The organism is Methanosarcina sediminis (genome assembly GCF_052056915.1).
Classification (GTDB): Archaea; Halobacteriota; Methanosarcinia; order Methanosarcinales; family Methanosarcinaceae; genus MTP4.
In genome coordinates this window covers 1,866,967-1,879,417 of sequence record NZ_CP195119.1, presented here as the reverse complement: position 1 = coordinate 1,879,417, position 12,451 = coordinate 1,866,967, and the positions used below count along the sequence as shown (strand labels likewise).

At 43.4% G+C, this 12,451-nt stretch carries 13 protein-coding genes; 9 read left to right on the top strand and 4 right to left on the bottom strand.

Going from position 1 to position 12,451, the window contains the following annotated elements:
- Positions 1 to 206: 206 nt before the first annotated feature.
- Entirely contained in the window at positions 207 to 914 is a 708-nt protein-coding gene (gene npdG / locus ACSAZK_RS07975; RefSeq protein WP_440956817.1) for an NADPH-dependent F420 reductase, read from the bottom strand.
- A gap of 416 nt (positions 915 to 1,330) precedes the next feature.
- On the opposite strand from npdG, the gene ACSAZK_RS07970 reads away from it, so the two are divergent.
- Complete coding sequence (locus tag ACSAZK_RS07970) at positions 1,331 to 2,998, top strand: S8 family peptidase (RefSeq protein WP_440956816.1); 1,668 nt, start codon at positions 1,331 to 1,333, stop codon at positions 2,996 to 2,998.
- A 57-nt stretch (positions 2,999 to 3,055) separates the two neighbouring features.
- Here the strand turns inward: ACSAZK_RS07970 and ACSAZK_RS07965 are convergent, their stop codons facing one another.
- Positions 3,056 to 3,610 (bottom strand): DUF2284 domain-containing protein, encoded by a 555-nt coding sequence (locus tag ACSAZK_RS07965; protein WP_440956815.1) that lies wholly within the window; start codon positions 3,608 to 3,610, stop codon positions 3,056 to 3,058.
- A 209-nt stretch (positions 3,611 to 3,819) separates the two neighbouring features.
- Here ACSAZK_RS07965 and ACSAZK_RS07960 point away from each other — a divergent pair, with 209 nt between their 5' ends.
- The 5 genes from ACSAZK_RS07960 to ACSAZK_RS07940 all read left to right on the top strand — a co-directional run bounded on the left by ACSAZK_RS07960 (position 3,820) and on the right by ACSAZK_RS07940 (position 9,210).
- Positions 3,820 to 5,058: a M24 family metallopeptidase gene (locus tag ACSAZK_RS07960; RefSeq protein WP_440956814.1), complete on the top strand. Its 1,239-nt coding sequence runs from the start codon at positions 3,820 to 3,822 to the stop codon at positions 5,056 to 5,058.
- 581 nt (positions 5,059 to 5,639) lie between these two features.
- Positions 5,640 to 5,978: a hypothetical protein gene (locus ACSAZK_RS07955; RefSeq protein ID WP_440956813.1), complete on the top strand. Its 339-nt coding sequence runs from the start codon at positions 5,640 to 5,642 to the stop codon at positions 5,976 to 5,978.
- A gap of 393 nt (positions 5,979 to 6,371) precedes the next feature.
- Positions 6,372 to 6,755 carry a hypothetical protein gene (locus ACSAZK_RS07950; protein ID WP_440956812.1) on the top strand — a complete coding sequence of 128 codons (384 nt, stop codon included), beginning with the start codon at positions 6,372 to 6,374 and terminating at the stop codon, positions 6,753 to 6,755.
- Positions 6,756 to 6,836: 81 nt separating this feature from the next.
- On the top strand, positions 6,837 to 8,603 hold the full coding sequence (locus ACSAZK_RS07945) for a right-handed parallel beta-helix repeat-containing protein (RefSeq protein ID WP_440956811.1): 1,767 nt from the start codon (positions 6,837 to 6,839) through the stop codon (positions 8,601 to 8,603).
- A 106-nt stretch (positions 8,604 to 8,709) separates the two neighbouring features.
- Entirely contained in the window at positions 8,710 to 9,210 is a 501-nt protein-coding gene (locus ACSAZK_RS07940) for a hypothetical protein (RefSeq protein ID WP_440956810.1), read from the top strand.
- A gap of 18 nt (positions 9,211 to 9,228) precedes the next feature.
- Here ACSAZK_RS07940 and ACSAZK_RS07935 read toward each other — a convergent pair whose 3' ends face one another.
- Together ACSAZK_RS07935 and ACSAZK_RS07930 are read right to left on the bottom strand one after the other, a co-directional pair.
- Entirely contained in the window at positions 9,229 to 9,954 is a 726-nt protein-coding gene (locus tag ACSAZK_RS07935; RefSeq protein ID WP_440956809.1) for a winged helix-turn-helix transcriptional regulator, read from the bottom strand.
- Between the two features lie 464 nt (positions 9,955 to 10,418).
- Positions 10,419 to 10,556, bottom strand: a complete 138-nt coding sequence (locus ACSAZK_RS07930) for a hypothetical protein (RefSeq protein WP_440956808.1) — start codon at positions 10,554 to 10,556, stop codon at positions 10,419 to 10,421.
- 13 nt (positions 10,557 to 10,569) lie between these two features.
- Here ACSAZK_RS07930 and ACSAZK_RS07925 point away from each other — a divergent pair, with 13 nt between their 5' ends.
- The 3 genes from ACSAZK_RS07925 to ACSAZK_RS07915 all read left to right on the top strand — a co-directional run bounded on the left by ACSAZK_RS07925 (position 10,570) and on the right by ACSAZK_RS07915 (position 12,449).
- On the top strand, positions 10,570 to 10,836 hold the full coding sequence (locus ACSAZK_RS07925) for a hypothetical protein (RefSeq protein WP_440956807.1): 267 nt from the start codon (positions 10,570 to 10,572) through the stop codon (positions 10,834 to 10,836).
- Positions 10,837 to 11,034: 198 nt separating this feature from the next.
- Positions 11,035 to 11,814, top strand: coding sequence for a hypothetical protein (locus ACSAZK_RS07920; RefSeq protein ID WP_440956806.1), 780 nt, complete (start codon positions 11,035 to 11,037; stop codon positions 11,812 to 11,814).
- Between the two features lie 392 nt (positions 11,815 to 12,206).
- The gene (locus ACSAZK_RS07915; RefSeq protein WP_440956805.1) at positions 12,207 to 12,449 is read left to right on the top strand and encodes a hypothetical protein; all 243 of its coding nucleotides are present in this window, start codon (positions 12,207 to 12,209) and stop codon (positions 12,447 to 12,449) included.
- Positions 12,450 to 12,451: the final 2 nt, after the last annotated feature.

Below are 12,451 nucleotides of genomic sequence, written 5' to 3'. Positions count from 1 at the left end.
CCTGATTGCGGTAAAGTGCCTTTCGAATCCATTTTGGATTCCCTTTCCCATGCCTGTATCCTGTCCCTCAATATATCTACATTAATATATTATATGTCTTTTTGTATATAAAATAAATGTTTGCCCTCTCTTTTCCGGGGCTTTAAACCCTGAGCTGGATCAGGGCTTTGGGCTTCCGGATTTATCCGGGTCAGCAGTAGCGTTTCTCAGGAGAAGTTTACACCCAGGTCTTTCATCCCGTTGAGTTTTGCGAGATTTATCAGAAGTGGGGTGAGGGATTCGATTGTGTTTGCGTTCTTCAGGGGTCCGCCGTCCAGGGGTTTCAGGCAGCCCATATGCCGGGTCAGTTCAATGACAAGTTTCTTCGCTTCTTCATCGTCACTGCAGATTACGGAATCGTTGACTGCCTTGCATTTGACGATGTCTTTCAATTTCCTGGCTGCAATATTGTGGAAAGCTGCGACCACTTTTGTTGATTTCGGGGTCATTTCCTTTATTGCCTGGGCTGCCGAGCCTTCGGCCGGGGGCCTGTATTCGAAGATGGGGCCTGCTTTTGCCATGGGGACAACTGGGCTGATAAGGATTTTACCTTCAATGGTCTCGCGGATTTCCTCGAGCAGGGATGGAACATTATCGAAACGGATTGTGAGGACGATGAGATCGGCTGCCTTTGCGGCTTCAAGATTGCTGTTCCCGGTGATCCTGATTTCGGCGGTGTCAAAACCGCAGTTCTCAAGCTCTCCTAACGCTTCTTTTGCAGCTTCCTCTGCAGCCTCCGACGATCTGGACCCGATGATTATTTCATTTTTAACTCCTTCATCCATCAGGTTTTGAAGGGCAAGCCTTAGCACCAGGCCTTCTCCTATATTACCGGTTCCTCCCAGGACAGCTATTTTCAGCTTTTCAGAATTCAATTAACATAAACCTCCAGTTTGCTATGTCACCCCATAACATATCCGGGGTGCTTAATATACCTTCTCTCATTTTTTTACATCATAATATAATATTCAAGTTATGTCGCTGTTATTCTTGTAGGTTACCTGGCAGATCTCCCGGGTACTATGGGGCTAAAGTTTTTAATTAATTCGGTTTTTTGCCTGAGCATTTTCAAATTTCTCCCAATCTTCATAGATATATTTATAATGTATGCGGCCGATTTCTAAATAATTTATTAATGTGGGAGTGTTATCTAAAGGGGATAACTTTGTTCAGGATTGTGCCTCTTCACGGCTGTCTTTTCGGGGTTATTTCCTGTTTATCTTCGCGTTAATACGTAAGCGAATACCGGGGGTGGGGGTAACTGGGGAGTTACACCCAAAAAGTGTTATATGTGTTTATAGCAGCAGTAGCTGTCACAGGCATATTTTTCTCTCCCTGTTTCACAACTTCGGAGGAGAGTGGGATCGATAAGCTCCAGGGATGGGCTCCAGGACAGGCCTGGCCCTCAGGATTTTTTTTAGTTCCGGATGAGGTAAATTCGAAAGCCGGATCTGAAGAGATAATTGAGGTTTCTGAACCGGGAGAAATGGGAGAGATAACTAAGCAGGAAGGCCTGGTGTACATATACCTCTTTCCGGCTTTTGGTACCCATGTGCTTGACCCTTTTGTCCGGGTCATAGAGAGGGACGAAAGCAACCATGTTGCTGTGGCCCGTGTGACTCCCACCTCCCTTGAAACGCTTGTTTTGCTTGAGGAAGTCCGGGGAGTCCGGACTGTCTCCTCTCCGCTGGTCAGAAAAGTCTTTCCTCCTGGTGGAAATTATCAGGATGAGAATTCCTATGTACCAGGTCTGGAATCCTTTAGGAAGCTCCCGGGAGTCTCCGGAAAGGGGGTCAGGGTCGGTATCATCTCCGATGGAGTGGATTCCTTTGCCGGAGCTAAGGCTGCCGGGGTCCTTCCCGGGGATGTGCAGGTCCTTGCCGCAGGCAATGGGGATGAGGGTACGGCTATGCTTGAAATCGTGCACGGTATCGCCCCGGACGCCAAGTTGTATTTCCATGAGGCAGGCAGCAACAAACTTGAATTTAACAAAGCAGTTGACGCTCTCCTTGCCGAGGGCTGCCGGATCATCTGCGACGACATCGGCTGGCCTGATGAGCCTTTCTTCGAGGACGGGATCGTAGCCTCCCATGTCCGGGAAGCTCTCGAAAGCCAGGACCTCCTTTATGTAAGTGCGGCGGGTAACGATGCAAACCGCCATTACCAGGGCATGTTTTTCGATGATGGCTCAGGCTGGCATGATTTCAGTTCCGGAAAAAGCAGCTCCAAAAACCTCTATGTGGACGTCCCCCCTGGCGGGGAAGTAACCGTGGTCCTTCAGTGGAACGACCCCTGGGACGCTGCGGGAAACGATTACGACCTCTATCTCAAGGACTGTTCCGGTGGAGAAGAACTTGCTTCGAGCAAAAATTCCCAGGACGGAAAAGGCGTTCCTCTGGAGTTTTTCCGATACGCGAACCCGGAAAAAATGGTCATTAAAGGGAAGATCTGTATTGAAAAGTATTCAGGAGAGCCAAAGGTGCTGGAAGTTTTCATCTATCCGGAATCCCGCAGGGATATCTACCCTGACAACCTGGTCGAAGAGGATTCGGTATTCGGGCACCCGGCTGTCCCGGAAGTGCTCTGTGTCGGAGCTGTTGGTTCTGAAAATGGAAATTCGACAAATGAAAATTCGGGCATTGCTCCTTACTCTTCCCGCGGGCCGGTAAGCATCTACTTCCCGCGGTCCGAAGCCAGGGAAAAGCCGGACCTCTGCGGCCCCGGTTCCGTGGAACTCAGAGGAACGGATGAAAGCCGCAACCTTTTTGCAGGCACCAGCGCTTCGGCTCCCTATGTGGCGGGGGTAGCTGCCCTTGTCTGGAGTGAGCAGCCGGAGAAAAATGCCAGTGAAATCCGGGAAATCTTATGTTCCACAGCAGGAGACCTGGGTGCCCCTGGATATGACAGCACCTTCGGCTATGGGATTGTCGATTCCAGCGCCTTTACGGAAGGGCAGTGAAGATTAAATAGGGTACAGGTAAGGTTGAAGGGGCAGTGAAGGTTGGAAAAAACCTTCTCACTCCACCAGCAAAATCCCCACACACATCGTTTTTTCGGGCTTGCAGAATTTAAGGTCGACTCCTGCCCTTTCCATGACCTTCTGCAGGTTTACTCCTACTCCTTCCGGGGCAAAACGCCTTCTTTCAGGCTTTACGCACTTTTCAAGGTTGCATTTGTCGCATTCGTTGCAGGAGCCGGGCCTGAGCAGGTGGGCGTAGATGAAGCCTTCCCTGAAAGCTTCCTGTTCGAGCTCGAACATCTTTCTGAAAGACTCTTTCCTGAAATCTCCCCAGGCTTCGAGGATATCCGGCACATGTGAAGTGTCGTGTTCGTCTACAAGGAGCAGCGCGTTGCTGTATTCCTGAAGGACCTGCCTGAATTCGTCTATGGAAATGATGTGGGGCGGGCAGCTAAGCCGTTTCCCGTAACTCCGGCAGCCGTAGGCGCACTTCAATGCTATCCGGTTTTCCACCGCAATGTCTCCCGATTCCAGCGGGTAGGCTCTAAGCCCCAGGCCTGAGGCTTTTTCAATCAGGTTGTTGAAATTTTCGGACAATTCAATCTCGGACAATTCAATCCCCCTTCTTTTTAATTCTGGATTTGTGCTTGATATAATTTGGTAACTGTACCCATATAACTTTAGTAACTTTGATTATTATACTCCAAGTTTGCTGTTCTTTTTACTGGTGGGTTACGTTTTTTTCACTATCCTGGCTGCACTTTTCGGTGTGTGGGATACACTTCTATAATTTGCAGCAAATAAACTTATCAGGGATCCCTATGACGAAAAAAGTACCTCTGACCGAACTTGAAAACCGTATGGCTCGCTTCAGAACACGGATGGATGCATCAAATCCCGACTGGGAAATCGCCGTAATCTTCAGCAAAATTAATCTTTACTACTTCACCGGTACAATGCAGGACGGGATGCTAATAATTCCACGGGATGGAGAAGCAACTTTCTGGGTCCGGCGCAGCTATGAAAGGGCTCTGGAAGAATCTTTGTTTTCCAATATAGAACCAATGAACAGCTTCCGGGATGCTGCAGGGAGTATAGGTAAGGCAGGTATGAAAGATAATGCCGGTAATCCAATTAATGGAAGCAAGCTTCCGGATACGGTCTATCTGGAAACCGAAGTGGTCCCACTGGCTCTGTACCAGCGCTTTCAAAAATACTTCCCCTTTAAGGCCGTTAAATCGGTTGACCCACAGGTTGCTGCCGTTAGAGCCGTAAAAAGCGAATATGAACTGTCCCTTATGCGAGAATCCGGCAGGATCCACCGGCATGTGCTCGAAGACCTGGTGCCCGGCATGCTGAGGGAAGGAATGAGCGAAATGGACCTTTCAACCGAACTTTTTTCGGTGCTGGTAGAGGAAGGGCACCACGGAGCATGCCGTTTTGGCATGTTCGATACGGAAATGATCCTGGGAAACGTCTGTTTCGGGGAAAGCTCCATTTACCCGTGTTACTTCAACGGCCCCGGTGGAAAGCGCGGAATGAGCCCCGCGGTCCCCCTGCTCGGGAGCCGGGACCGGAAATTAAGGAAAGGCGACCTTGTCTTTGTTGATGTAGGCTGCGGGGTCGAAGGTTACCATACCGATAAGACCACTACATACATGTTCGGCTCTTCCCTTCCGCAGTATGCCATAGACCTCCACAATAAATGCGTGGCTATCCAGAACAAAGCTGCAGCGATGTTAAAACCCGGCGCTATCCCCTCGGAAATCTACAATACCATAATTAACGGGCTTGATGAGGAGTTCCTTCAAAATTTCATGGGCTTTGGGGACCGTAAAGTAAAATTCCTCGGGCACGGGGTCGGCTTGCTGATCGACGAAACTCCTGTCATTGCCGGCGGGTTTGACGAGCCCCTGGAGGAAGGAATGGTATTTGCCCTGGAACCCAAAAGGGGAATTGAAAACATCGGAATGGTGGGAATTGAAAATACCTTTGTGGTTACAAAAGTAGGCGGTGAGTGTATTACCGGGGATAATCCGGGCTTGATTCCTGTATTTTGAGTGGTGAAAATCAAGAATTCGGCCTGAATACTATAGGGATCTTGAACACTACAGAGATCTTATCGTTATAGATAAATAGTCCGTTTGGCCCGAGAAATGCTCCTCTTGACCCCGGCAACCGTTTTCACTCTATACGTTTGAAAGTGCTCCTGCCAGCTTGCCTGGCGGCGCCTCCCCCAAAAAATAATAAATAGTGGAGTAAAATCATATGTTCTGGCTGTGTTTTTCCTGTTTTATCTAATCCCTATCTGTTTATAGGAATTGTCAAGTTTTTTCAGGATATTCACGTTTTCGGTCTTTTTTACTTTTTGATTTTTCTTTTTACTCTGCTTTTTCCCTTAATTGTTTTTCTCTGGAAAGGCCGGCCACCTTCGGTGCCCGGGACAAAAACGACGAGATATGATGAATTCTGGTTGTACGGGGTAGGAATTCCTTTTTCCATTCAAGTCTTTATTTTTTTTCTGGAACTCCTGGTATTTTGATGGTCTGGCCAGAATATTTATTATAAGTTGGTTTTAATTAGTTTATGAATTTCAAAAGAACATTCTAGTGTTTTTCGTGTGCCTGGGGATGAGCTATTAATGAGAAACAGAACAAAATTCTTAATCGCAATTTCTTTTGTGATACTTGCAATAGGCCTGGTTTTCTTTCTAATGATTTATCAGCCAGGGGCAGGCATGTATGTTCGTGCAGATAAACTTCAGGATCCACCAGAGAAATACGTGGAATTCAGTTCAGCAGATCTCGAGAAATATCCATATATCGAAGAAGCAATAAAAAATCCAGGAAAAGACATTAAGCTCCCTTTTGATCATGATGGAAATATGACTGAGTTCGCTAACATCATGTGGGATAACAAGACTGAATATATAAAACTGAATAATGAGTATTATTGGATACATTATTATTCTGCTGATTAAGATATGGTGACGCTTTGGATAATTTTTCCTTTTTAACTCTCTTTTTTTCAATACATTTTCAGCAGTTTGATGACGTGGCCAGAAAACTTATAAAGAGTTGGTTAAAAGTAGTTAATAGGGTTCAAAAGGACTTTCCAGAGTATATTTAAACTCCACATTGCCTGAAGGCAAGCTTATAGTCTGCTTTAGGGGATGTCGACTTACTGGTATCGGGTCAATTACGAATGGACGAATTGCATGAATACGAATGTTAGGAGGTGGATGCCGCAACAATGGAGCACGCACCGTGCTCGCTATTGGAATGCACTTACAGTGTAGACTAACAAAATTTGTGGCATTCATCCATTTTGAATATATTTTAGGGGAAAACGATATGACCAGCATTTTTATTTTTTGGGATATGAAATCATGAAAACCGGGGATTTATCATTTACAGGAATTCTGATTGGACTTGTATTATTCGGACTTTTTGATCTTTTAGCTATAGGTCCAATATATGGTGGAGTTATAGGTTCGATTATTGTAGGTATATTTGTTGGTAAAATCATGGGTAAAGGCTCGGTAAAATATGCTTTTTTATCAATATTTGCGTATAACCTGATCGCCTGGGTTTTTACATTTTTGTTTACCTCCGATGGAAAGCTCGTACTACAATCTGATGGTCCGGCTGTGTATGTTTTTATCGGATCCTTGCTCGTTCTGTTTTTTTTCTATTCAATTATCGGGTCCTTCGGGGCATTTGTTACCTGCAACCTTAGCAGGAATGAACAGGGCTGAGGATTATAAATTTCTCGGAAATACGGATTATCTGGGAAGGTTCAGATCCTTCAGGTGTTAAAAACGATATGAATCAACAAAATGAAACCGGGCAGAAGACAATCAAAGAGGAATCTAATAGCGTTTGTGCCCAAAGGCAGGGAAGTGCTGGCTTTGAAATTTCAAGGGTTGTGTCTGAATATAAAATTCTGTTGTCTGATTGCGTTCATCTTTTTGTTGATGACTGCCGGTACCGGGGCTGCAGACACAATCACGGTAGATGGCAGTGGAGGAGCAGATTATACCTCAATCCAGGAAGCAGTCGATAACGCAAATGATACAGACATCATTATCGTGCACAGTGGTACTTATTCCGAAAATCTACTCATAAACAAACCACTAACATTAAAGCCTGCAGATAATAACTCAAATATAATCATCAAAGCTACAAATTCTTCGAATTACATATTCCACATAAGATCATCAAATACTAGCATAACCGGTTTCAACCTGACAGGCGAAACAGGGAGCAAACTCCGGTCCGGGATATACCTGGACAATGTAAAGCACTGTCAAATCTCAGGCAACAGTATTTCAAACTTCGAAGACGGCATTCTCCTTTCCTCTTCCCGGGAAAACAATATCGAAGACAATTCTCTATTTTCAAATGGCCTGCACGGAATTAATGTATCAGGCTCCGATAACAATATCATAAGTGAAAATAAAATTTTCAGCAACCGATATGGAATAATTGTAGAATCTTCAAATAGTAATGTAATTTCCGGTAACAATGCAAGCCTCAACGAGAATTACGGAATTGCCCTGTTCAAAACAAATGATAGCCTTGTAAAAGAGAACATAGCTACCGGAAACAAGCATGGGATTTGTTTAACTTCATCCTTCAACAATAATATCGAAAACAACAGTGCTGTCAAGAATACCTTAACCGGTTCGGTTGTGTGGGGTTCTGAAGCAAACTGGCTTGAAAACAATAATTTCAGCTTCAATGGGGATTCGGGCTTAACTCTTCTTCACGAAAATAGCAATAATAGAGTTGTAAACAATGAGATTTCACACAACAACAATGGGATCTATTCCAGAAGTGATGGTGCTCTTATCCTGAACAATACCATAAATTCCAACGACAGATACGGAATACTTCTCATCTATACTAAAGGCAATATTATCGAAAACAACACTCTACTGGATAATGAAAAAGGAATTGAGACTAAAAAATTGTCCGAAAACCGGATATCTTCAAATACGATCGATGACCGGCTGACCACCCGGAAACTGATATCTGCTTTTCTCATCCTGATAATAATCGGGACGGCATATTACCTGAAAAAAGAGTCATTGATATTGAAAGCTCTAAAGGTCCTGCTTATTGCGGCCGTAGTATTGATACTTGCAATCCTTGCATGGTACTTCCCGTTCGAATCGGGCCTGGATGAGAACAATGTTGAAATAAACAATATCCAATGGACGGATACCGCTTCCATAAATGAGAGTTATACAAGAGGAAAACTCACAATGGACTTTGCCTATCTCGAAAAGTATGCATATTCTCCAAATTCCGGAGATGGTTCTGAAACAGACACCTTACCGGTTGATGTTCGTATAAGCTCAATGAGTGCTGCAAGCACATTGGGGGGTTATGCTCTGTTACATGAAGAACCTCTCACCCTGGAGTATTCGGAAACATATCGATACAGCCACCTTCTGGATCTGGAAAATGAAAAACAGCATAAAGTATTAATTGAAATTTTCACTGAGAGATTCTACGAATACCCAAACCCTGCCTATGGAGACTCAAACCGGGAATTAATAGGACTGGCAGTAACCGATATTGACCTGAAAAGGAACTAAGACATTAAAGACATTAACTTGAAAAGGAACTTATTTAATTTGAAAATCTGTAATTATCTAAAACCGAGGAGGAACAGTTCTGAACGGAAGTAAATGGGCCACGCTGTTGATCGTCTTATTCCTCTCGGGAACCCTCCTTTTATCCCTCCATGAATCCGATAAATTGCCCTGGGGTACGGATGACATTGATAACCATGGCGGGATTAACAGGACACCTGCTTCAGAAATAATGAACGAAATCTGTCTAAATGATAGTGATTTCAGGAATCTGACAAAAGGGAACTACACATATGAAGTTGGAATCTTCAATGAGACCGGGGAGTCCGTAAGATATATCCGGATTAACGGCTGGTATATTCATAAAGTAACTATTGAGATGCAAAACGGTACCTTGAAAACCATTGAAACGGAGGGCTCCCTGGAAGATTGTTACAAAGAAGCTGATTCTCTGTATGGGTCTGTTAAATCCGTTGATTCGCAAATCACCGGTGGGGAATTCTACATGGTGACTATTGATACGCCAAATGGGACCGTGAAATCCATTGAAAAGGTGGATAAGCTGCCTGAATGGGCTCTGGGGATTGAAGAGTCCGTCGCTGTTGAATAAATTCCTCAAAATCAAAGTTCACATATTGAGCCATTTTAGCAGATCAGTTTCGAGAGCCGGGTTCACAAAATATTTCCTGGATTTGCCTTCTGTTTCGGAAAGAATTATTTTGTCGTCCCTTAAACTCTTTATATGCCAGTATGTGGTGCTTTTGTCCAGATACAGGTCCTCTGAGAGTTCCTTGTTTGTGATTTCGGGCTTTTCCAGGATCTTAAGGAGTATCTGCTTTCTTGTGCTGCTTTTGAGATGTGCTATTATCATCTTTTCACTGCTTGCGAAAACATCGGAGTTTTGAAAGACTCTTGTGAATTTTCCGCCCCTCATTAAGCTTATCTTATTTCCGGCTTTAAGCATTTCAAGGTGGAACCTTACAGCCCCCCGGTTAATTTCCAGGTCTCTTGAGATTTCGGATATCGTGCATCCCGGAACCTGCCGTATGTAACGGTATATTTTCTGCCTGTTTTCATTTACCTGCGGGATTCTGACCTTGCCCAGGATTAAGGGGACCAGTTTGAGTATGGAAGCAAAGGCAGCCAGATATCCTATTATGTAAGCTATCTTGAATGATAACGGAAATTCCCAAAATGAGTACGTTCTGTCCGCCCCACTCATGTCAACGGCATCGCCTAGCTTATCAAGCTCTTCCTGGGGCGGGCAGGGGCCAACAGTATATCTCCCTTCTTCAGCATGGGCTATGGGGCATGTGCTTAAAATAAGAATAAAGAGTAAACCTGCTTTCCACATAGTTTTTACCTTAAATCCAAGCAGAATTGTCTTCAGTTCAGGTTGTCTGTTCAGGTTGTCTGTTCTGGCTTTCCTGTTCTGTCTGCCCTTTCTGGCTTTCCTGTTCAGGCTTTCCTGTTCCAGAGACCCTCTTTTTAACGTGTTTTTTTAACATGTTTCTACTTTTTTTAGAAATGATTCAAAAGAAACTTATTTAATTTTTATGGCCAAATCGTCCAACTGAAAATTAACGGTCCGGTGCTTAATTTCTGCAAATTGGAACATTAAATGTTTGCGTTAGTTAATATTCATTCTCTAATACACGTTTTTTGAAAAATATGCCCAAAACTGGATTCAATTTCTTGGAAAATTCATAATGCTGATAATCAATAGTTTGATGGTTTGGCCAGAAAACTTATCAAGAGTTGGTTAAAAGTAGTTTATAGAAAAATTTTTTGATCTATATTGTGAATTTAAAGTTGAACTTATACTATAAGGGTGTATCTTGCCATATTTGTATTTAATTCTTCAGAGGAACTCATGAATCTGAAAAGAGGATTATTTTTAGTTCTGTTCTTGATTTTCCTGTCTTTTTTGCCGTTTACTTTTGTTTTTGAAAACAATGAATCTCCGGAGTTGAAAAAACAGGAGCTTCTGTATTCGGAAAATGTAAACAGGTATCTTGGTCCTCATAATGAAAAGTACAGACAGGATTTCCCCGTGGAAGTGGGTGCAAGTAATATCGAAGTCCGTCTGCGTATCGACGAGTTTGATTCCGATGATTACGGAAAAATCCGCCTGACATTATATGATAATATTGGTCAGCCTGTAGCAAACGATACTTTTTATCAACTGGAAAAATACGTGAATGTCAACTATAAAAATGTCTCACCCGGGGAGTAGCATATTGTCGTATCCGTTGAAAAAGAATTAGGATTTAATTCCATCAATGTGGGTGGGAACATAAATGTGTTTGGGAAAGCTGTCAATAGTACGGTTTAATGGTTCGGAACCATTTCCGGGAAATCTCTTCAGAAATTGATATCCGGATGATTTTGTCGGAATCTGTTTATATGTCCAGGCCAGGAAGTGAAATGAATAATGACATACAGAAAATTTGGAATCGTTGGGCTGCTCGCGGTAATGTTACTGGCGAGTGTGGTGGTCATATCGGCCCTGAGTGCTAACTCAGTTCCTGAGCTAACAACTGAGGTTGTGGAACCAGCCGAAATCGTGGATGAGGAAAGGATCCGTGAAGACGCAGATGGACCAGAAGTTGAACTGATTGTAGAAGAGCCAGGTCCCGTCCCTGTCAATCCAATATCAGAAAATAGACCTTATTGGTACTTGCTTATAGCAGATCCGGAACAGCAAAAAGTATTGTTTAGTTACATTGATAATTGTTATGTCTCCGATGAAGAAAAGAATGAAATGAAAATGGCAATGGAAGACATATGGAACAGATACCCTGACCGAATTACTGAAAAGGACTACCTGATGCTTGAAAAAGTTGACGTCGCAACGGCTGAATATCTTAATTACAAACATGGAGTAAGCACTGAAGAAGGAGTAAGTGGACTTAGATTACATATATTCAATGAAGGTTCAAAAGACCACGAGCTATTAGTAAAGATATATGATAAAAACGAAACGTGTCTCTTCAGTGAAGGGTATTTTCTTGCTCATGAAGAAGAAGATTCATCTCCTGGGATCTTTGCTGAACATGGAACATACATTTATGAGCTTACTTTAGATGGTAATATCACTGAAACCTATGAGTTTGTATTAGACACATACTGTAGTTCAACTGTGATCATTATAAATGATTCAGATTCAGGAACGCCCATTTCAATTACTGTGGAATCATTATATCCCTGGTAAACCGGGGCAGGTAACAGTCCTATCACTTCAGTACTGGATATTTTCAGTGTGCTTAATGCTTTCTTAGTATCTTCTCAATCAGACACCTCCGGAGTAAAGAAAAGAGGCAAAGAAGAAATGATTGCAATCAGAAAATTTGGAATATGGGGGCGCTTAACATTAAATCAAATAACTCTACAATTTTTTCTATAATCGTCATTTTGATTCTTTGCACCTGCATTGGATGCGTTGATCAAAAACAAACCGACAATTTTTCAAAACCGTCATCTGACAGTCCGGGTACCCCCGGTGAAGAACAGATCGACATTCCCCCTATTAATTATTCTGCTATACCTGTTCTTCCCCCGTACAATGAATCCGAATCGGAATGGCTCAAAACAAATGCATCTTTTGTGGCTCAAATTGCAGTTAATGACAGCCGTGCCAGGCAAATGATCCGGGAAGGGGCAACGATTGCAGGCGTGGTTTATTCCTGTCATCCGACTCCCGAAGGTTACACAGGACCGGGGTGTGCCCCGGCTTTGAGGATACAGTCCGAAAACAGGACCGTAGATTTCCTGGTTGATGAAGAAAAAGGAATAGTAGTTGAAACGGTTACGGAAATTACATCAAATAGTGGATTCCCAGGGGAATGATT